Origin of the sequence: Xanthomonas fragariae (genome assembly GCF_900183975.1) — a bacterium.
Taxonomy (GTDB): domain Bacteria; phylum Pseudomonadota; class Gammaproteobacteria; order Xanthomonadales; family Xanthomonadaceae; genus Xanthomonas; species Xanthomonas fragariae.
Genome location: NZ_LT853882.1, coordinates 252,290 through 271,613, shown reverse-complemented (window position 1 = coordinate 271,613; position 19,324 = coordinate 252,290). Strand labels below are relative to the sequence as shown.

The window sequence follows — 19,324 nt, the reverse complement described above, 5'->3', positions numbered from 1 at the left end:
CCAGCTGCACAAGCTGGGTGATTGTGCATATCTGGCTCCGGCATGTCTGCTCTGAAACACGTGGAATTCCCGCTCTATGTGGGCCTGATGTCGGGCACCAGCGCCGACGGCATCGATGCCGCGCTGGTGCGCTTTGCCGACGGCACACACCGCCGCTGCGAACTCGTCGCAGGCACCACGGTGGCCTGGGAACCGCAACTGCGGGAGACGTTGGTGGCGCTGGGTCAAGGTGCTGAGGCGATCGCCATCGATGCGCTCGGCCAGCTCGACGCGCAGGTGGGACTGGCGTTTGCCGCTGCTGCCAATCAGCTGATCGGCGAAAGCGGCGTGGACCGGCAGCGCATTCGCGCAATCGGTTCGCATGGGCAGACCATCCGCCACCGACCGAAAGCGAATCCGTCTTTCACCTGGCAGATTGGCGACGCCAGCCGGATTGCCGAGCACACCGGGATCACCACGGTGGCCGATTTCCGCCGCCGCGATGTCGCTGCCGGTGGGCAGGGTGCGCCGCTGATGCCGGCCTTCCATCTGGCGATGCTGGGCGCGGGCGACGAAGACCGTGCCGTGCTCAATCTGGGGGGCATCGGCAATCTGACGTTGATCCCGCGCGATGGCCCGGTGCGGGGCTTGGATACCGGGCCGGCCAATGCGTTGCTGGATAGCTGGTGCCAGCAACACCATGGCAGGTCGTTCGATGCCGAGGGTGCGTTTGCCGCAAGTGGGCGAGTCGATGCGGCATTACTGCAGGCGCTGTTGGCCGACCCGTGGTTTGCGTTGCCGCCGCCCAAGAGCACCGGGCGCGAACAGTTTCATCTGGCCTGGGCGCTGCAGGCAATGCAGACGATAGGCAGCGCGACGCCCCATCCGGCCGATGTGCAGGCGACCTTGCTGGAACTCACCGCGACCACCGTGGCCGATGCGTTGCTGCGGCTGCAACCCGACACCCGCCGAGTACTGGTGTGCGGCGGCGGAGTGCGCAATCCGGTGTTGATGGCACGATTGGTGGCACGGCTGCCAGGCGTGGTGGTTGAATCCAGCGCGCAACATGGGCTGGATCCGGACTACCTGGAAGCGATGGGCTTTGCATGGCTGGCAGCCGAACTGCTGGCAGGACGTGCAGCCAATCTGCCATCCGTGACCGGGGCGGCCGGGCTGCGGCGGCTGGGAGCGATATATCCGGCGTGAGCCGGACTGCATGGCCTGGATGACGGGCGTTGCCTGGTCCGCGTTGCCTGGTCCACATCGTCGTGCGGCATTGGGACCTTCGGCGTTGAGGTGTTATCGGAAAGGCGCATCCCCTGGTTGGCAGCTCCTGATACTTGCAAGGCTTGATCGCGCGCGGATGCGCTCACGGGCCAGGCATCATTTGGATGGCCGACACGCAGCTACGGATCATTCCCCGCCGGCAGCGCCTCGAGCGCGGCGATCGCTTCAGCCAGGGCATCGACTTCCGGGTGCTGCACGCCGCCGGTGACTTCGTATTCGCTCGCAAACAGGCCCTGTTTGAGCAGATGCATGACGGTCTGGTGCTGGGTCCAGCCACGTGCCACGGAAATGCGGCGGACCCTGTCCACCAGCACTGGATCGATGTCACGCAATACCAGATCGGTCATGCCCTGCCTCGTGCAATGCGCTGCCCCGCTGGCATCACCGGCAACCTTGGCCGGCGTTTCAATCCTGCCGCCTGTCATGCGCCAACAGCCGCGGCCACAGCCAGGCCAGCAGCAGCAGCGTCGGGACCACGGTCAGGGCGCTGAGGATGAAGAAAGTGCTGTAGGAGGTTGCCTCGACCACGAAGCCGGAGACGCCGCCAGCGAACTTGCCTGGCAGATTGGCCAGCGAGACCAACAAGGCGTATTGGGTCGCGGTGAAGTTGCGGTCGGTCAGCGAGGACATGAAGGCCACCAGCACGGTGGCGGCAAAGCCCTGGAACAAGTTGTCTGCGCTGAGCGCGGCATAGAACGCCCACAACTTGCCGGGGTTGTGTGCCATCAGCAGGAAGGCGAGGTTGGACAGCGCCACGCCTAATGCGGCGACCAGCAGCATGCGACGGAACCCGAACGCCGCCACCGCTGCACCGCCGGCGAAGGCACCGACGATCCCCATCCAGACGCCGAACAGTTTGGAGACGGTGGCGATGTCGGCTTTGGTGAAGCCCGAATCCAGATAGAACGGGCCAGCCATGACGCCGATCACCTGGTCGGGGAACTTGTACAAGCCCACGAACAGCAGCAGCACGATGCCCAGCGCTAGGCCATTGCTGGAAAAGAAGCTGGAAATCGGCTGCCAGAACGCACCGACGACATCGACGCGGCGCATCACCGTCGCCTCGGTCCGGTCGGGTTCGCGGCACAACAAGGTGGTGGCGATCGGCAACAGCATCAGCGCCGCAATGCCCACATACGCCCACGTCCACCCGAGGTATTCGGCCATGTACAGCGCGCCCGCACCGCCCAGGATCAGACCGATGCGATAGCCAAGCGTGTAGGTCGCGGCCAGCGCGGCCTGCGCCGCATCCGGGGCGATTTCGATGCGATACGCATCCACGACCGAGTCCTGGGTAGCGCCCCAAAACGAAGCAAACAGGACCCAACCGACCAAACCGGTGACGCTCAGGTCCGGTCGCGAGAACGCCAATGCAAACAGTCCGATGGTGACGCCGATCTGCGCGACCAGCAGCCAGGAACGACGGCGCCCCAGCAATGCAGTGAGCGGAAACGCGTAGCGATCGATCAGCGGCGCCCACAGGAATTTGAGCAGATAGAAAAAGCTGGCCAGGCTGATCAGGCCGATGCTGCGCAGGTCTAGGCCCACATCGCGCAATCGGGTGGACAAGGTTTGCGAGGCGATCAGCAGGAACGGCAAGCCGCTCCCGAAACCGAGCAGCGCCATGGTCGCCGCCGATGGCGTGGCGAAGGCGTGCTGGATGCCTCGCCAGCTTTTGTAGAGAGGAGCGGGCTTGGTCATGCGTGTGGCCGGTGGGAGCGGAAGGCGATCGGCGCGGCCGATTGAATGCGTCGCGCCGTGGCGTGGGTCGAGCTTTCGGAGGCAGACAGCGCGCTTCGAAGACTATCCATGGCATCAGCGTGCGTCGTATCGAAGTGAGGTAGTACAGCTTCCACGACCAACGTCTTCATCTGTGTCGTCAGGCCGCTCGAGGGCAACCGACCCTGACTGCCAATCGCCCTACCCTGCAAGTCGCGCTGTGTGGCGGCAACGTCGTCAGCCAGGCCCAGTTCGGTAGCGGCAAAAAGCTGGCGTTGTTTTTCAGAAGCCAATGCCAGTGCTTGACTCACTGCGCGTAATCCACGATGTACGGCGCGTGGTCGGAGAAGCGCTGTTCGCGGTAGATCGAGCAGGCTTTCAAGGTGTCGCGCAGGCCGGGGGTGATCAGTTGGTAGTCGATGCGCCAACCGACGTTGTTGGCGCGCGCGGCGCCGCGGTTGCTCCACCAAGTGTAGTCCTCGCCCTGCGGGTGCAGCACCCGATAGCTGTCGACCCAGCCGCGGCCATCGGCGGCATTTGCGTCGTCCAGCGCGTCGGCGCACAGGCCGTTGAGCCAGTCGCGCTCGGGCGGCAGGCAGCCGGAGTTCTTCTGATTGGATTTCCAGTTTTTGATGTCCAGCACCGAGCGCACAATGTTCCAGTCGCCGCACAGCACGTACTGCCGGCCACTGGCCAACCACGCGTCCAGGATCGGCCGCAGCCATTCCATCACCTGGAACTTGTAGTCCTGGCGCAATTGGCCCGAAGACCCGGACGGAATATAGAACGACACCACGCTGAGATTGCCGAAGCGCGCTTCGATGTAGCGCCCCTCTTCGTCGAACTCGGGCCAGCCCAGCGCGGTGCGCACCTCATCGGGCTCGTGCCTGCTGTAGATCGCCACGCCACTGTAGCCCTTCTTGGTGCTGGCGTCGCGGAACCATGCCTTGTAGCCGGTGGGCAGGAATTTCGGCCCGGCCAGCTGATGCTCCTGGGCCTTGGTCTCCTGGACGCACAGCACATCGGCGTCCTGAGCGGCGAACCACTCGAAGAAACCCTTGGTGGCGGCCGATCGCAGGCCGTTGGCGTTGAAACTGATGATGCGCATAGGGGCCTGGAATAGGGAATTGGGAATGGACAATCGTAAAGCCTACCCCAGCGCCGCCGGGAAGGCTGCTTGCGACCGATGCGTTTACCATTCCCGGTTCTCCACTCCCCAATCCCGTCCGATGACCGATCACCGCACCCGTTTCCTGCAGCTGGCCCTGGGCGCCGATGCCTTGCGCTTTGGCGAATTCACGCTCAAGTCCGGGCGCGTCAGTCCGTACTTTTTCAATGCTGGGCGTTTCGATTCGGGCGCCAAGACCGCGCAGCTGGCGCAGTGCTATGCCGATGCGATCGATGCGGCCGGGGTGGAGTTCGATCTGCTGTTCGGGCCGGCCTACAAGGGCATTCCGTTGGCGACTGCACTGGCCTGCGCCTATGCCGGGCGCGCGCGCGACCTGCCGCTGGCCTTCAATCGCAAGGAAGCCAAGGACCATGGCGAAGGCGGCACCCTGATCGGTGCGCCGCTGGCCGGCCGCAGGGTACTGATCGTCGATGACGTGATCACCGCCGGTACCGCGATCCGCGAGGCGCTGGGCACCATCCGCGGCGCGGGCGGGATTCCGTCCGGGATCGTCGTGGCGCTGGACCGGCAAGAGATCGCGTCCGAACAAGATCGCCGCTCGGCAGCGCAGGCAGTGGCGGCCGAGGCCGGCATCCCGGTGATCGCAGTGGCCAACCTGGCCGACTTGCTTGCTTTTGCTGCAGGAAACGCCGACCTTGTGGGCTTCCGGGAGCCGCTGCTGGCTTATCGTGGTCGCTACGGGACCGACACCACAGACTGACGGCAGGCGACAGGGGGCTGCGATGATGCCGATACACACACGTTTGACGTTACTGGCCGCCGTTGCGGCGGCCGTTGTCGCCGCGCCCGCCATTGCGCAGGACAAGCCGGCGGCAAAAAAGCTGTACTGCTGGAACCAGAACGGTGCCCGCGTATGCAGCGATACGCTTCCATCGGAGGCGGTCAATCAGGCGCGCGACGAGTTCAACGTCAACAGCGGTATGCGCAGTGCCGAGGTGCAACGCGCGATGAGCAGCGACGAGCGTGCTGCCGCTGCTGCCAGCGCGCAACAACGCCAGGCAGACCTGGCCGCCGAGCAGATGCGCCAGCGCACCGACCAAGCGATGTTGATGTCGTATCAGAGCGAAGAGGGCCTGCGCCGGGTGTTCACAGAGCGCATCGCCATCGTCGACAACAACATCCACACCGCGCGATTCAACGTGACCAGCCTGCGCGAAGGCTTGGCCAGCATGCTACGCAGCGCCGGCGATCGCGAACTGGCCGGCCAGGCCGTCGCCGACAAGCTGGCCGCGGACATCCAGCAACGCCATCGCGAGCTGATGACGCAGTTGCGTCTGCAAACCAGCTTTGAGCAGCAACGGGTGGCGCTGGACGGCGAGATCGCCGACGTCCTGCAGCGCTATCGGGCCATGAAGGAGCCGCAGAGCGGCGCCTCGCCTACCGGCTGAGTGACTCGGCCGTCATTCCCGGCTGTGCAGCGCACTGCTGCGGGCGGCATTTCCCGATCCGACGCCCTGCCCGCATAATGGCCTGTCTTACTCCTTGCCCACGAGGCTCTCCCGCATGGCCCGGATCATCGCCATTGCCAACCAGAAGGGCGGCGTCGGCAAGACCACGACCGCAGTCAATCTGGCGGCCGGCCTGGCGCGCGCGCCCAAGCGTGTGTTGCTGGTGGATCTGGACTCGCAGGGCAACGCCACCATGGGCAGCGGCATCGACAAACGCGACGTTGCCGCCTCCACCTGCGATCTGCTGTTAGGCGAAAACACCGCTGCACAGATCCGGGTGACCGCGCCGGAAGGCTTCGACCTGCTGCCGGGCAACATCGACCTGACTGCCGCTGAGATCCAGCTGATGGACCAGGGCGGGCGCGAACAGCGGCTCAAGCGCGCACTGGCGCCAATCCGCGAAGAATACGACTTCATCCTGATCGACTGCCCGCCGGCGTTGTCGCTGCTGACGCTCAATGCATTGACCGCGGCCGATTCGATCATCGTGCCGATGCAGTGCGAGTACTACGCACTGGAAGGGCTGACCGCGCTGCTGGAAACGATCGAGGCGTTGCGCGCCGACCTTAATCCGGCGCTGGAAATCGAAGGCGTGCTGCGCACGATGTTCGACATCCGCAACAACCTGGCCAATGCGGTATCGGCGGAGCTGACCGAGCATTTCGGCGACAAAGTTTTCCGCACCATCGTGCCGCGCAATGTGCGTCTGGCCGAGGCGCCCAGCCATGGCCAGAGCATCGTCGGTTACGACCGCACCTCGCGTGGTGGCGTAGCGTACCTGGGGCTGGCCGGCGAGATCGTGCGCCGCCACAACGACTGCAACAAGGCCGTCCGGCCCGTGGAGACCGTTTGATGAGCAAGCCGATCCCCGCAAAGAAGCGCGGTCTGGGCCGTGGCCTGGAAGCGCTGTTGGGACCGAAGGGCGCGGCCGCTGCAGCGGCACCGAGCGCAGCCAGCGAAGATGCGTTGCAGCCGGGCGATAGCTTACGCCAGTTGCCAGTGGCCCAGCTGCAGCCGGGCAGGTACCAGCCGCGTCGAGAGATGGACGAGGTCAAGCTGGCCGAGCTTGCCGAATCGATCAAGGCGCAGGGTGTGATCCAGCCGATCGTGGCGCGCGAGCTGGCGCCGGGGCAGTTCGAGATCGTGGCAGGCGAACGCCGCTGGCGCGCCTCGCAGCTGGCAGGTCTGACCGAGGTGCCGGTGGTGGTGCGCGAGCTGGACGACCGCACCGTCATCGCGATGGCGCTGATCGAGAACATCCAGCGCGAAGACCTCAATCCACTGGAAGAAGCGCAGGCGCTGCAGCGCTTGATCGACGAATTTTCGCTGACCCACGCCGAAGCCGCTGGCGCGGTGGGCCGTTCGCGTGCGTCGGTGTCCAACCTGCTGCGGCTGCTGGAATTGCCGGTGGCGATCCGGGTACTGCTGGAAACCCGCCGTCTGGAAATGGGCCATGCGCGTGCGCTGCTCACCCTGGCGCCGGAACTGGCCAGCAAGCTGGCGCAAGAAGCGGCCGATCAAGGCTGGTCGGTGCGTGAAGTGGAACACCGCGCGCAGCAGTTCGCCGCCGGCAAGGTGCCCGGCTCGTTGCGCAAACTCAAGCCGGCCGCCGTCGCGCCGCAGGCCGATATCGTGTCGCTGGAAACCGAGCTGTCCGAGTCGCTGGGCACCAAGGTGGTGTTCAATCACGGCCGCGGCAGCAGTGGCAAACTGGTGATCCACTATACCGACCTGGACACGCTGGACGGCGTGCTCGAACGTCTACGCATGCAGCGCAGTTGAGTTCTCTGCCTACGCACCAGGAGCATCCCCGGCAATGAATCCAGTCAAGGTCGATCGCAAGCACCTGCTGCATCTGACCGACCTGCCGAACGTTGGGCCGGCCTGCGAAAAGGATTTGCAGCGGATCGGCATCCGCGTCGCCGCGCAATTGCGCGGTCGCGATGCCTAAGACATGTACGCACAGTTATGCCTGCGCACCGGCGTGCGACCCCTGCGTGATCGACGTGTTCCTGTCGATCGTGCGATTCATGGAAGGCGAGGCCCCGCAGCCATGGTGGGCGTTCAGCAAGGAGCGCAAGGCACTGCTCGCCAGCGAAGCACCGCTCAGCTTGGGGTGAGCGCGTACCCTGACCAAGCGCTGCCATCAACAGGAGCGACCCAGGAGCAATGCAAACGACCAGATCAACCTGGGCGGCAGCACGCTAATGACGCGCGCGCAGCAATAAGGACTGCGAGCCGGCATATGGCAAAGCCTGCATTGAGCAGATCAGCGCGCATATCGAACAGCATCTGAGGCCAATGTCGAGCGTGTTGCATGACATCATTTCCGACGCCGTGCATCTCGATGCGATCCTGTGCATGAGCGTGGTGCCGCTCTACCCGGAGGAGACGGCGCTGAAGCTGAAGGACGGCAGCGACGCGTGCCAGATCGCTTCGATGCCAAGGGGATTAGAGACATCATTGCGCTTAATCGCCTCGACGTTGCCAAAAAAAAGCGCTTCGGGCTGCCCCAAGCGCCGCTTGCTTGCTCCATTGATTTTTGAAATATCCAGGACTACTGCAATGACCATTCTCGTCACCGGCGCCGCCGGTTTCATTGGTGCCTACACCTGCCGCGCGCTGGCTGCACGTGGCGAATCGGTGGTGGGTCTGGACAACTACAACAGCTACTACGACCCGCAGCTCAAACGCGACCGCGTCGCGGCGTTGTGCCCGGACATCGATATCCGCACGCTGGACCTGACCGATCGCGACGGCCTAGCGGCGTTGTTCGGCGAGGTCCAGCCCACCCGCGTGGTGCATCTGGCCGCACAGGCCGGAGTACGGTATTCGCTGGAAAATCCGACCGTCTATGTCGACAGCAACCTGGTCGGCTTCGTCAACATGCTCGAGCTATGCCGGCATCGCGGCGTGCAGCATCTGGTGTATGCGTCGAGCAGTTCGGTCTATGGCGATTCGGCCACCCCGCCCTTTTCCGAAGACCAGCGCGTGGATCAGCCGCGCTCGCTGTATGCGGCGACCAAGGCCGCCAACGAGCTGATGGGCCATACATACGCGCAGTTGTACGGCCTGTGCGCGACCGGGCTGCGCTTCTTCACCGTGTATGGCCCATGGGGCCGGCCGGACATGGCGCCGCTGATCTTCAGCCGCGCGGTGCTGGCGGGGCGCCCGATCGAAGTGTTCAACCACGGCAAGATGCAGCGCGATTTCACCTTTGTCGACGACATCGTGGCCGGTGTGCTCGGTGCGCTGGACACGCCCAGCAGCGAGCCGGTGCCGCACCGCATGTTCAACCTGGGCAACCACACCCCGGTGGAGTTGGAACATTTCATCGACGTGATCGCGCAGGCCGCAGGCCGCCCTGCCGAGAAGGCCTACCTGCCGATGCAGCCGGGCGACATGATCCGCACCATGGCCGATACCCAGCGCGCGCAGGCAGCATTCGGTTTCGACCCGGCCACCCCAGTCGAGCGCGGGTTGCCGCAGGTGGTGGCGTGGTGTCGGAACTATTTCGGCAACCGCGCTTAACGCACCATCGAAACGACTGCGCAGCCGTCAGGCGATCGTGCGGCGCTGTCTGGCATTAGCAGGTGGTGCTTGATCATTGAGGTTTTCTGCGCACCGTTTGCACCCGCCCGACCGCGGCTCGCGAGGTCTCGGCTGGCTTGCTCGCGGCGCGTAATTTGACGCGCTCTTACATGCTACAAGCCGCTTTCAACTCGCTCCAACGCACACAGCGCACTTTCGCTTCATGCCTGACTCAGACAGTCAGGGCACAATGCGCGATCTTTTTCGCTCAGCCTTCATCCGGCCACCACGAATCCATGAGCCAACCTCAGCTTTCCGTCGTCGTCCCGGTGTTCAATGAGCGCGACAACGTCGCTGCGCTGGTCGGCGAAATCGTTACCACATTGCGCGGGTTGATGGCCTTTGAAATCGTCTATGTCGACGACCATTCGCGCGACGACACGCTAAAGGTGCTGCAAGGCCTGAAAACCATCACGCCGGAACTGCGCGTGCTACATCACGTGACCCAGAGTGGGCAGAGTACGGCGGTGCGCAGCGGGGTCAAGGCCGCGCGCGCAAGCTGGATCACCACGCTCGATGGCGACGGCCAGAACGATCCAGCCGATATCCCCACGCTGCTGACCGCGCGTGCCAGCGCCGATGCGCAGGTCAAGCTGTTCGCCGGCTGGCGGGTCAACCGCCAGGACTCGGGCTCCAAGCGCTGGGCCAGCAAGTGGGCCAACGCCATCCGCTCGCGCATGCTGCACGACAACACCCCCGACACCGGCTGCGGCATCAAGCTGTTCGAGCGCGAGGCGTTTTTGGACCTGCCCTACTTCGACCATATGCACCGCTACCTCCCCGCGCTGATGCAGCGCGCCGGTTGGCGCACCGTGAGCGTGCCGGTGAACCACCGCCACCGCACCGCCGGCGTGTCCAAATACAACAACCTCAATCGCGCCCTGGTCGGCATCCGCGACCTGCGCGGCGTGGCGTGGTTGATCACCCGCAGCAAGCGCACCATCGTGCAGGAACGCTGATGGAACTGCATTGGCTAGATCAACCGCTGACTTGGCTGTTCTGGACAGGGCTGCACGTCACCGGATGGAAGCTGATCGGCTATGCGGGCGCGCTGATGTTCGGCGGCCGCTGGCTGGTGCAGTTCGTCGCCTCCAAGCGCGCCGGCAAACCGGTGATCCCGCGCATGTTTTGGTACATGAGCGTGGTCGGCAGTCTGATGACGCTGAGCTACTTCGTGTTCTCGGCAAAGCAGGATTCGGTGGGTGTGCTGCAGAACCTGTTCCCGGCGTTTACCGCGTTTTACAGCCTGTATCTGGATGTGAAGCATCGCGGTTGGATGCGGGATCGGGCGATGCATTGAGCGGGGATTGGGGATTGGCGTGTTCGGGGTTCCAATTCTCCCGCCTTTGGCGTGAGGCTGGCTGTGTGAGTGACGCTGATGCATCACGATGCATTAGCTCCGCTCTGCGATGGACCAGGCGGACTGCTCGATGTCTGACATTCGAAACGTTTCTTCGTACATCGTGACGCGATGGTGACCGACCTGATGTAGCGCGTGTGGCCGATGCCGCAATTGCCTGGCCATCGGCACGATGGGGCCATGTCCAGCGCATTGCCCCATCGTCCCTTGTCCATGCCGGCGCCCATCGCAGCGCACTGGTATCTGCGTCTGCACACGCATCAGCAGGTACCGCTTTTTGCAGACTGGCGTTGCGCGCGGGCGGCAGCATCCAGCCTGGCGGCGGCCAGTCATTGGCGCGGTGCTCAGTTGCTGTGTTGGGTGTTGTTGCCGGACAGTTGGTGCGCCTTGCTGCAGGCGCCGGGTAGGGCTGCGCTGCTGCAGATGGCGATGGCGGCACGACAGACCGCTAGCGATGCGGTCAATCGCGCACGCGGACGTGGCGGAACGGTGTGGCAGCCGGCGATGGAGGCAACAGCGCTTGCGCTGCATGCCGATCACAGGCAGTTCGCGCGCTCGCTGGTCGCACTGCCATTGCGTGCAGGATTGGCCGATCAGATCGGCGCCTATCCGTATTGGGACGCGGTCTGGTTGCTGCACGATGACGGTGGAGCTGCGGCCGCGATACCTGCGCCAGGTGATCGGTCATGTATGGCAGGTCTGGGCGGCAGCTGATGGTCATCGTCATCCCAGCAGGCTCGAACAGCGCCGGATCGGCAACTGCACCCAGCCTGTTCTGCCTCGCTCCAGGCAGCGCAGTCATCCGCCATCCGGCAATCAAAACGTCAGCGGATGCTTCGGCAACAATGCCTGCAATTGGCTGCGGAACAACGCGCGAATCCGCTGCAATGCAGCCTCGGTGTCGGCTTCGAAACGCAGCACCAGAATCGGCGTGGTGTTGGACGCGCGTACCAGGCCCCAACCGTCGGCGAAATCCGCGCGCAACCCGTCAATCATCGACAAGCGCGCCGACTCGAACGATGATCCTTCGCCGGCCTGTGTCCGCTCGACAAAGCGCGCCACCAGCGCGTGCGCGTCGCCGTCCACCGGCACCTTGATCTCCGGCGTATACACACTTTCTGGCAATGCGTCAAGTACCTCGGAGGGGGTTTGCTCGCACTGCGCCAGGATTTCCAACAAACGTGCGGCCGCGTAAATACCGTCGTCGAAGCCGTACCAGCGTTCCTTGAAGAAGAAGTGCCCGCTCATCTCGCCCGCCAGTTCGGCATCGGTCTCGCGCATCTTGGATTTGATCAACGAATGCCCGGTCTTCCACATCAACGGGCTGCCGCCGTTGCGCAGCACGTAGTCGTACAATTTGCCGGTGCACTTCACGTCGTAGATCACCAGCGCGCCGGGATTGCGTTGCAGCACATCGGCAGCGAACAACATCAGCAGGCGGTCCGGAAACACGATGGAACCTTCCTTGGTGACCACGCCCAGACGGTCGGCATCGCCATCGAAGGCCACGCCGATGTCGGCATCGAACCGCTTCACCATCTTCACCAGATCGTCGAGGTTGTGCGGCTCGCTTGGGTCGGGGTGGTGGTTGGGGAACGTGCCGTCGATCTCGCAGTACAGTGGGACGACCTCGGCACCGATCGCTTCCAGCAGACGCGGCGCGATATCGCCGCCCGCGCCATTGCCGGCATCCACCACGACCTTGATCGGGCGGTCCAGCGATACGTCGCTAACAATGCGCTGGATGTAGGCATCGCTGATGTCGCGCTGTTCCAACTCGCCAAGCGTGGCGGCGGTGTGCAGGCGGCCTTGGTTGATGCGCTGGTGCAGCTCGGCAATTGCTGTACCCGACAAGGTCTCGCCGCCGATCACGATCTTGAAGCCGTTGTAGTCCGGCGGATTGTGGCTGCCGGTGACCGCCACGCAGCTGCCGGCGCGCAATTCGTAGGCGCCGAAATACACCACCGGGGTGGGCGCCAGACCGATGTCGATCACCTTGCAGCCGGCGCGGCGCAGGCCTTCGATCAACCCATTGGCAAGCTCCGCACCCGATAGACGCCCGTCGCGACCGACCACCACATCGCGCAAGCCCTGCGCCTGCATCACGCTGCCGATGGATTGGCCGATCAACGCAGCAATGCCAGCATTGAGGTCTCTGCCGACCACGCCGCGGATGTCGTAGGCGCGAAACATCTCGATGGCGATCTGCACGGCCGGCACCGGCCCCGGTGCTGCAGGCAGTGCGCGCTCCTCGTCCAGCGCGCGCGCCTCGCTGGCGATGCTGGCATCGTACTGCAGGCTTTGACTGAATGTGGGCTCGTCGGCAGTCGAGTCGCCGGCAACGCGGCGGCGCGGCAGGGCAACACGGCCACGGCTGACCAGCACCAGCAAGACGGCGATGCTCAGCAGCAAAGCGGCCACGATGGCGCAGCCGAGCGCGCCAAGCTCCAGCGGGCCGTTGTGGCTTGGCGGTACGGCAGCAGCGACGCGCAGGCCACTGGTGCCCAATGGTTTGGCCAGCGTTTCGGCGGCATCAGCCAATGCGGTATTGCCTTGCTGGGCCACGTTGTAGCTGCCCTGGCGCAGTGCCAGATAGGCGCTCCCGGGCACCGCAATCGCATCCAGCGGGCCGGTCAGGCGCAACAACGGCAGGCGCGCATAGGCCACCGCCGGCTGCGCGCCCAGGCGTACCGCTGCCGCCACACCGAGACGTACCTGCTTGGCGTCGCGCACCACGTGTACCTGCGCGCGTTCGGCGACCATTGCCGACTCGAGCAGGCTCAGCCGCGCGTAGCCGAAGTCCTTGGGATTGTCATAAGCGGCGGTGAGATGGCCCGGCAGCACCTGCACGTCCTCGGCGCCCTTGAAGCGCTCGCGGATGGCCGAGGCGGCAGCCAGTGCGTCGCCATTGGCCAATGCGGCGATGACCGGCGGCTGCTTGAGCACAGCGTCGAGCTGCCTGGCCTGTTTGGCCATCGCCTGGCTGATGTACTGCACGGCGCGGTCGCGCGCCTGCTCCAGATTTTGCGCAACCGCTTCTTCGCGCCATTGCGCAAAGCTGTTCCAGCCGAACCAAGCGGCAAACAACAACAGCCCCCCCAACACCGGACCACTCGTATGGACACTGGACATCGACTGCCTGCGCCCGTTCGCCTTGCTCATGTGACTCCCCAGTCAGCGCACGCCGGTGTGGCCGAACCCACCCGCTCCCCGCGCGCTGTCGACGAAAGTATCCACCACTTGCAAGCCCACGCGCACGATCGGCAGGATCACTAGCTGTGCTATGCGATCACCTGGCTCGATGGTGAAGGCCTCGCGGCCGCGATTCCAGGTGCTGATCAACAGCGGGCCCTGGTAATCGGCATCGATCAGGCCGGTGCCGTTGCCGAGCACGATGCCGTGGCGATGGCCCAGGCCGGAGCGCGGCAGGATCACCGCGCACACCTGTGGATCGGACAAATGAATTGCGATACCGCTGGGAATCAGGGCCGCATCGCCAGGCTCCAGCGTCATCGGCGCTTCCAGCGCGGCGCGCAGGTCCATGCCGGCGCTGCATTCGGTGGCGTAGGCCGGCAGCGGCCACAGGTCGCCGAAGCGTGGGTCGAGCAACTTCACCTGCAAGGACTGGGTTGAGGTGCTCATGCCTGCAATCTCTCCGCGATGAGGGCCAGCAGTTGGTCGGCCAATGCGGTCTTGCTGCTACTGGGGAACGCGCACTGGCCACCCTGCCAATACGCAGTCGCAGCGTTGTTGTCGCTTTCGAAGCCGCCGCCTTCGATCCCCACTTGGTTGGCGATGATCAGATCCAGCCGCTTGGCCACCAGCTTGCCACGTGCATAGTGCTCCACGTCATGCGTTTCGGCGGCAAAACCGACCACCAGTTTCAGCGCGCCGGTCTGCGAGGCGACCTCCGAGAGGATATCCGGGGTGCGCACCAATTCCAGGGTCAGTGTCTCGCCGGTCTTCTTGATCTTCTGCGCAACCACCCGCTTGGGAGTGTAGTCGGCCACTGCAGCGGCCCCGATGTAGATGTCGGCCGGGAACGCGCCCAGTACCGCATCGTGCATCTGCGCGGCCGAGCGCACATCGATCCGCTGCACGCCTGCCGGGGTGATTTGATGCACCGGCCCGCTGACCAGCACCACATCGGCGCCCTGGCGCGCAGCGGCGGCGGCCAGCGCGTAGCCCATCTTGCCGCTGCTGCGGTTGCCCATGTAGCGCACCGGGTCCAGGTCCTCGAAGGTGGGGCCGGCGCTGATCACGATGCGCAAGCCATCCAACTGCGCGCTGCTGGGCACGAAGGCCCGCGCAGCTACGCTCTTGGAGCCGACCTGCGCAACGCTGCCGCTAGCAGCACTGCCGGCCAGGGCGGCAATGATCGCCGCCGGCTCGGCCAGTCGGCCAGGACCGGATTCGCCTTCGGCCAGCGGGCCATCGTCCGGGCCGACCACGCTCACGCTGCGCGCGCGCAAGGTGGCAACGTTGGCCTGGGTGGCCGGGTGCAGCCACATGCGGTGGTTCATTGCCGGGGCCACGGTCAGTGGTGCGGTCGTGGCCAAGCACAGGGTGGTGACCAGATCGTCGGCCAGGCCATGCGCCAGACGCGCCAGCAGGTCGGCGGTGGCCGGAGCGACGATCACCTGATCGGCCCAGCGGGCCAGTTCGATATGCCCCATCGCCTGCTCGGCGGCGCTGTCCCACAGCGTGGTGCGGGTGGGTTGCCCGGACAATGCCTGGAAACTGAGCGGGGTGACGAACTGCTGTGCGCCGCTGGTCATGGCGACCTGCACCTGTGCACCGGCGTCGCGCAGGCGACGGACCAGTTCGAGCGATTTGTAAGCGGCGATGCCTCCGCCGACGCACAGCAGCAAGCGCTGTCCGTCCAGGGGGCGGGCCTGAGTGGAGCCGATCACGTCGGAGTCGTCCTACGATTGCAAGGACAACTAGATTAGCCGATGCCCCCGCTTGGCCTGATAGGCGTCGGCGATGAGGACCGGCAATCTCGCCATATGCACATTCACGACTGGCCCACCCACGAACGCCCGCGCGAGAAACTCCTGGCGCGCGGGGCCGCTGCTTTGTCCGATGCCGAGCTGTTGGCGATCTTTGTCGGCTCGGGCCTGCGCGGCCAGGACGCCGTGCAGACCGCGCGCGATCTGCTGCATCGCCACGGCCCGCTGCGCTTGCTGCTGGATCGCCCGGCCTCGGCCTTGGTGCGCCTGCCGGGCCTGGGGCCGGCCTCGGCGTGCAAGCTCAACGCGGCGATGGAACTGGCCAATCGACATCTGATGAGCGATCTGGAACGCGGCGAGGTGCTCAGCGACCCGTCCAGCGTGGGCCGCTACTTCTCGCAGCAGCTGCGCGCACGTGCCTACGAAGTGTTCGCGGTGCTATTCCTGGACAACCGCCATCGCGCAATTGCCTTCGAAGAACTGTTCACCGGCACCATTGATGGCGCCGACATCCATCCACGCGAGGTGGTGCGGCGGGCGCTCCTGCACAACGCGGCAGCAGTGATCGTCGGGCACAACCATCCGTCCGGCAATCCGGAGCCGTCCGAGGCAGACCGCGCGGTCACCCACCGCCTGCTGCAGGGGCTGGACTTGGTGGATATTCGCCTGCTCGACCACTTCGTGATCGGCGATGGCCGCCCGGTGTCGCTGGCCGAGCGCGGCTGGCTGGAATGACGGCCTCGCGCTGACCTGAACCATCGGCCGGACCCCGGCGTGCGCGGTCGGGTAAAATCGATGGTTTGGTTCCAAGCAGACCTCACGTGAAAGCCCAACTCCGCGCACTGATTGGCCAAGGCATTGAAGCCTTGCGCGCCAACGGCACTTTACCTGCCGGCACCCTGCCGCCGGATTTCGTGGTCGAGCGACCAAAGACGCGCGAGCACGGCGACTTCGCTACCAACGCGGCAATGCTGCTGGCCAAGCCGGCGCGCAGCAACCCGCGCGCACTTGCTCAGGCGCTGGTAGCCGCATTGCCGGCCAGCGACGACGTGGCCAAGGTAGAAATCGCCGGCCCGGGCTTCATCAATTTCCATCTGGCCCCGACCGCGTATCAGCGCGAAGTGGCGCATGTGATCAAGCAGGGTCGCAACTACGGTCGCGGGTTGGCCGGCAACGGACGCTCGGTGGGTGTGGAATACGTCTCGGCCAATCCGACCGGCCCGCTGCATGTTGGCCACGGCCGCGCAGCGGCGATCGGCGACAGCTTGGCGCGCGTGCTCGATGCCAACGGTTGGAACGTCAAGCGCGAGTTCTACTACAACGATGCCGGCGTGCAGATCGAGAACCTAGCGTTGTCGGTGCAGGCCCGCGCACAGGGGCTCACCCCCGACAGCGCCGGCTGGCCGGAGAATGGCTACCGCGGCGACTACATCGCCGATGTGGCCAACGCTTACCTGGACGGCGCCACCGTCGACCTGGAAGGCCATCTGGTCGCCGGCACCCGGGATCCGGCCGACCTGGAATCGATCCGCCGCTTCGCCGTGGCCTATCTGCGCAACGAGCAAAACCAAGACCTGGCTGCGTTCCGCGTCGATTTCGATATCTATTTCCTCGAAAGTTCGTTGTACAAGGACGGCAAGGTCGAGGAGGCCGTGCAAAAGCTCATCGCCTCCGGCCACACCTACGAGGAAGGCGGCGCGTTGTGGTTGAAGTCTACCGACTTCGGCGACGACAAGGACCGCGTGATGCGCAAGTCCGACGGCACCTACACCTACTTCGTGCCGGACGTGGCCTATCACCTGACCAAGTGGCAGCGCGGCTATGAGCGCGCCATCACCGAACTGGGTGCCGACCACCACGGTTCGCTGGCGCGCGTGCGCGCCGGCCTGCAGGCGATGGAGCTGGGCATCCCGCAGGGCTGGCCGGAATACGTACTGCACCAGATGGTCACAGTGATGCGCGGCGGCGAGGAAGTGAAACTGTCCAAGCGTGCCGGTAGCTACGTCACCTTGCGCGATCTCATCGAAGAAACCAGTGCCGATGCAGTGCGCTGGTTCCTGATCGCGCGCAAGCCCGATTCGCAGCTCACCTTCGATATCGACCTGGCCCGTGCGCAGAGCAACGACAACCCGGTGTTCTACGTGCAGTACGCGCATGCGCGCGTGTGCAGCGTGCTGCGTCAGGCGCAGGAAAAGGGCTACAAGTACGAGCAGGCCAATGGCTTGGCCGAGCTCGCACACCTGGACGAGGAGCATTCGCTCAACGTGATGCTGGAGCTGTCGCGCTACCAGGAGGTGGTCGAAATCGCAGGTCAAGCGCTGGAGCCGTACCAGATCGCGCAGTACCTGCGTGAATTGGCGCATGCCTTCCACACGTGGTATCACAACACCAAACTGCTGGTGGACGATGCCGCAGAGCGCGACGCCAAGCTCACTCTCGCCGTGGCCACGCAACAGGTGCTCGCCAACGGCCTGAAATTGCTCGGCGTCAGCGCCCCGGAAAAGATGTAAGCGTGATTAACAGCACAGCGTCGGCAGTCGTCCGCCAAGCGTAGATGGCGCGCTCGGACTGCACCCGTCGAGCGGTACGCAATGCACGCTGCCCGACGACCGGCCGCGGCCGCCGAGTGGCTGCGTAATCCTTTCGACAGCCGCTCCAAGTCGGGCCACATGGCCCGCAACGACATGATTTCGGAGAAGTGGTAGATGGCAGCACGACGTGGTAAGAGTCAGGCACGACGCAACACCAGCAGTGGCACCCCTGGTTGGGTCTGGTTGGTGGCGGGCGCTGCGATTGCGGCAGTGATTTTCCTGGCCGCACCCAACCTGTTCAAAAAGGACGGCGACGGCTTCCTGCGCATGGGCCCGCGCGCAAACCCCGATGCGCAGCCCGAGCCGGTGGCCGATGCCGATGTGGATACGCCAGCCGAACTGCCCAAGCCCACCGCGCAGCCGTCCAAGCCGCAAGCCAAGCCCGGCAATGCGCAGACCCAGTACGACTTCTACACCTTGCTGCCCGGTAAGGAAGTGCAGATGTCCGATGCCGAACTGGCCGCCAGCGCGCGTGCCGAGGAAGCAGCGCGTGCGCGTGCGGCATTGGAAGGCAAGCCGGTCGCGCCCGCACACGGTGCCAGCGGGGCTGCGGCCACGCCTGCCGCCGGCGTGCCGGTGCCGTTGAACGAAACCGTAGCCAGCGCGTCCAAGCCGTTGACGGAAACCGCACCAGCACGCCCGACCGCAACACCGGCACCGTCCAGCACTGCCGCACTCACCATGCCAGCGGCCGCAACACCAAGGCCAGCTGTGGCTGCGACCACTGCAGCGACTGCCGCACCAGCGGTGGCAGACAACACCCGCTACATCCTGCAAGCCGGCGCGTTCGGCGCTTCCGGCGATGCCGAGTCGACCAAGGCCAAGCTGGCGATGATGGGCCTGGCGGCGCGCGTGGAATCGGCCGAAATCAGCGGCAGGACGGTTTACCGCGTGCGCATGGGGCCGTATGGCAGCGCTGGCGAACTGGCCGCGGCCAAGCAAAAACTGACCGGCAGCGGGCTGCCCGCCATCGCCATCAAGGCGCAATAACCGAAAATGATGCATCGGGGCGCCGGCCTGTTGCTGTGGTGGGGACTGACCGGCGCGGCGAACGCCACCGAACAGATCCCCGACCGCATCCAGATCGACGGGCAAGACACGGTGCTGTCGGCCGAGCCGTTATCGTCGGTGCGATGACCAGGCAACTTGGCAACGTTTGGTTAGGCAGGCGCTAGGCAATTGCACTGCCAACTAGTGAGGCCATGCTG

The 19,324-nt window shown here is 65.0% G+C and carries 21 protein-coding genes and 1 pseudogene; 14 read left to right on the top strand and 8 right to left on the bottom strand.

What is annotated here, in order from left to right; all coding sequences use genetic code 11:
- Positions 1-42 precede the first annotated feature (42 nt).
- Entirely contained in the window at positions 43-1,185 is a 1,143-nt protein-coding gene (locus PD885_RS01185) for an anhydro-N-acetylmuramic acid kinase (protein ID WP_002808419.1), read from the top strand.
- 200 nt (positions 1,186-1,385) lie between these two features.
- On the opposite strand, the gene PD885_RS01180 is transcribed toward PD885_RS01185, so the two are convergent.
- The 4 genes from PD885_RS01180 to PD885_RS01165 are packed head-to-tail and all read right to left on the bottom strand — an operon-like array spanning position 1,386 to position 4,093.
- Positions 1,386-1,613, bottom strand: coding sequence for a hypothetical protein (locus tag PD885_RS01180; RefSeq protein ID WP_002808422.1), 228 nt, complete (start codon positions 1,611-1,613; stop codon positions 1,386-1,388).
- Positions 1,614-1,671: 58 nt separating this feature from the next.
- Positions 1,672-2,967 (bottom strand): AmpG family muropeptide MFS transporter, encoded by a 1,296-nt coding sequence (locus PD885_RS01175; protein WP_002808423.1) that lies wholly within the window; start codon positions 2,965-2,967, stop codon positions 1,672-1,674.
- The gene (locus PD885_RS01170; RefSeq protein ID WP_002808424.1) at positions 2,964-3,296 is read right to left on the bottom strand and encodes a hypothetical protein; all 333 of its coding nucleotides are present in this window, start codon (positions 3,294-3,296) and stop codon (positions 2,964-2,966) included. Before PD885_RS01170 ends, PD885_RS01175 begins: the two co-directional genes overlap by 4 nt.
- Positions 3,293-4,093 carry an exodeoxyribonuclease III gene (locus PD885_RS01165; protein WP_002808425.1) on the bottom strand — a complete coding sequence of 267 codons (801 nt, stop codon included), beginning with the start codon at positions 4,091-4,093 and terminating at the stop codon, positions 3,293-3,295. Before PD885_RS01165 ends, PD885_RS01170 begins: the two co-directional genes overlap by 4 nt.
- Positions 4,094-4,214: 121 nt before the next feature.
- On the opposite strand from PD885_RS01165, the gene pyrE reads away from it, so the two are divergent.
- The 5 genes and pseudogenes from pyrE (at position 4,215) to PD885_RS01140 (ending at position 7,742) form a co-directional block, all read left to right on the top strand.
- Positions 4,215-4,874, top strand: coding sequence for an orotate phosphoribosyltransferase (gene pyrE / locus PD885_RS01160; protein ID WP_002808426.1), 660 nt, complete (start codon positions 4,215-4,217; stop codon positions 4,872-4,874).
- Between the two features lie 43 nt (positions 4,875-4,917).
- Positions 4,918-5,562 (top strand): hypothetical protein, encoded by a 645-nt coding sequence (locus PD885_RS01155; protein ID WP_040762678.1) that lies wholly within the window; start codon positions 4,918-4,920, stop codon positions 5,560-5,562.
- Between the two features lie 115 nt (positions 5,563-5,677).
- Positions 5,678-6,475: a ParA family protein gene (locus PD885_RS01150; RefSeq protein WP_002808428.1), complete on the top strand. Its 798-nt coding sequence runs from the start codon at positions 5,678-5,680 to the stop codon at positions 6,473-6,475.
- Positions 6,475-7,404, top strand: coding sequence for a ParB/RepB/Spo0J family partition protein (locus PD885_RS01145; RefSeq protein ID WP_002808429.1), 930 nt, complete (start codon positions 6,475-6,477; stop codon positions 7,402-7,404). The genes PD885_RS01150 and PD885_RS01145 overlap by 1 nt, the downstream gene beginning before the upstream one ends.
- Positions 7,405-7,438: 34 nt before the next feature.
- A pseudogene (locus tag PD885_RS01140) lies at positions 7,439-7,742 on the top strand (helix-hairpin-helix domain-containing protein).
- 258 nt (positions 7,743-8,000) lie between these two features.
- Here the strand turns inward: PD885_RS01140 and PD885_RS01135 are convergent.
- Complete coding sequence (locus PD885_RS01135; protein WP_002808430.1) at positions 8,001-8,195, bottom strand: hypothetical protein; 195 nt, start codon at positions 8,193-8,195, stop codon at positions 8,001-8,003.
- Between PD885_RS01135 and PD885_RS01130 the strand changes: the two genes are divergently transcribed.
- From PD885_RS01130 to PD885_RS01115, 4 genes are all read left to right on the top strand, one after another.
- Entirely contained in the window at positions 8,188-9,153 is a 966-nt protein-coding gene (locus tag PD885_RS01130) for an NAD-dependent epimerase/dehydratase family protein (RefSeq protein WP_002808431.1), read from the top strand. The genes PD885_RS01135 and PD885_RS01130 overlap by 8 nt on opposite strands.
- Positions 9,154-9,449: 296 nt before the next feature.
- Positions 9,450-10,172, top strand: coding sequence for a glycosyltransferase family 2 protein (locus PD885_RS01125; RefSeq protein ID WP_002808433.1), 723 nt, complete (start codon positions 9,450-9,452; stop codon positions 10,170-10,172).
- Positions 10,172-10,513, top strand: coding sequence for a lipid-A-disaccharide synthase N-terminal domain-containing protein (locus tag PD885_RS01120; protein ID WP_002808434.1), 342 nt, complete (start codon positions 10,172-10,174; stop codon positions 10,511-10,513). Before PD885_RS01125 ends, PD885_RS01120 begins: the two co-directional genes overlap by 1 nt.
- A gap of 204 nt (positions 10,514-10,717) precedes the next feature.
- Complete coding sequence (locus PD885_RS01115) at positions 10,718-11,287, top strand: hypothetical protein (RefSeq protein ID WP_386270473.1); 570 nt, start codon at positions 10,718-10,720, stop codon at positions 11,285-11,287.
- A gap of 102 nt (positions 11,288-11,389) precedes the next feature.
- On the opposite strand, the gene PD885_RS01110 is transcribed toward PD885_RS01115, so the two are convergent.
- Genes PD885_RS01110 through coaBC form a run of 3 tightly spaced genes read right to left on the bottom strand, consistent with a single transcriptional unit; the run spans position 11,390 to position 15,486 of the window.
- Positions 11,390-13,735, bottom strand: coding sequence for a phosphomannomutase/phosphoglucomutase (locus PD885_RS01110; RefSeq protein ID WP_040762627.1), 2,346 nt, complete (start codon positions 13,733-13,735; stop codon positions 11,390-11,392).
- Positions 13,736-13,747: 12 nt separating this feature from the next.
- Positions 13,748-14,215 carry a dUTP diphosphatase gene (gene dut / locus PD885_RS01105; RefSeq protein WP_002808437.1) on the bottom strand — a complete coding sequence of 156 codons (468 nt, stop codon included), beginning with the start codon at positions 14,213-14,215 and terminating at the stop codon, positions 13,748-13,750.
- The gene (gene coaBC, locus PD885_RS01100) at positions 14,212-15,486 is read right to left on the bottom strand and encodes a bifunctional phosphopantothenoylcysteine decarboxylase/phosphopantothenate--cysteine ligase CoaBC (RefSeq protein ID WP_002808438.1); all 1,275 of its coding nucleotides are present in this window, start codon (positions 15,484-15,486) and stop codon (positions 14,212-14,214) included. Before coaBC ends, dut begins: the two co-directional genes overlap by 4 nt.
- 96 nt (positions 15,487-15,582) lie before the next feature.
- Here coaBC and radC point away from each other — a divergent pair, with 96 nt between their 5' ends.
- From radC to PD885_RS01080, 4 genes are all read left to right on the top strand, one after another.
- Entirely contained in the window at positions 15,583-16,260 is a 678-nt protein-coding gene (gene radC / locus PD885_RS01095) for a RadC family protein (protein WP_002808439.1), read from the top strand.
- 86 nt (positions 16,261-16,346) lie between these two features.
- On the top strand, positions 16,347-18,035 hold the full coding sequence (gene argS / locus PD885_RS01090; protein ID WP_002808440.1) for an arginine--tRNA ligase: 1,689 nt from the start codon (positions 16,347-16,349) through the stop codon (positions 18,033-18,035).
- Between the two features lie 195 nt (positions 18,036-18,230).
- Positions 18,231-19,106, top strand: a complete 876-nt coding sequence (locus PD885_RS01085; RefSeq protein WP_002808441.1) for an SPOR domain-containing protein — start codon at positions 18,231-18,233, stop codon at positions 19,104-19,106.
- A 6-nt stretch (positions 19,107-19,112) separates the two neighbouring features.
- Positions 19,113-19,253, top strand: a complete 141-nt coding sequence (locus PD885_RS01080; protein WP_002808442.1) for a hypothetical protein — start codon at positions 19,113-19,115, stop codon at positions 19,251-19,253.
- Positions 19,254-19,324: the final 71 nt, after the last annotated feature.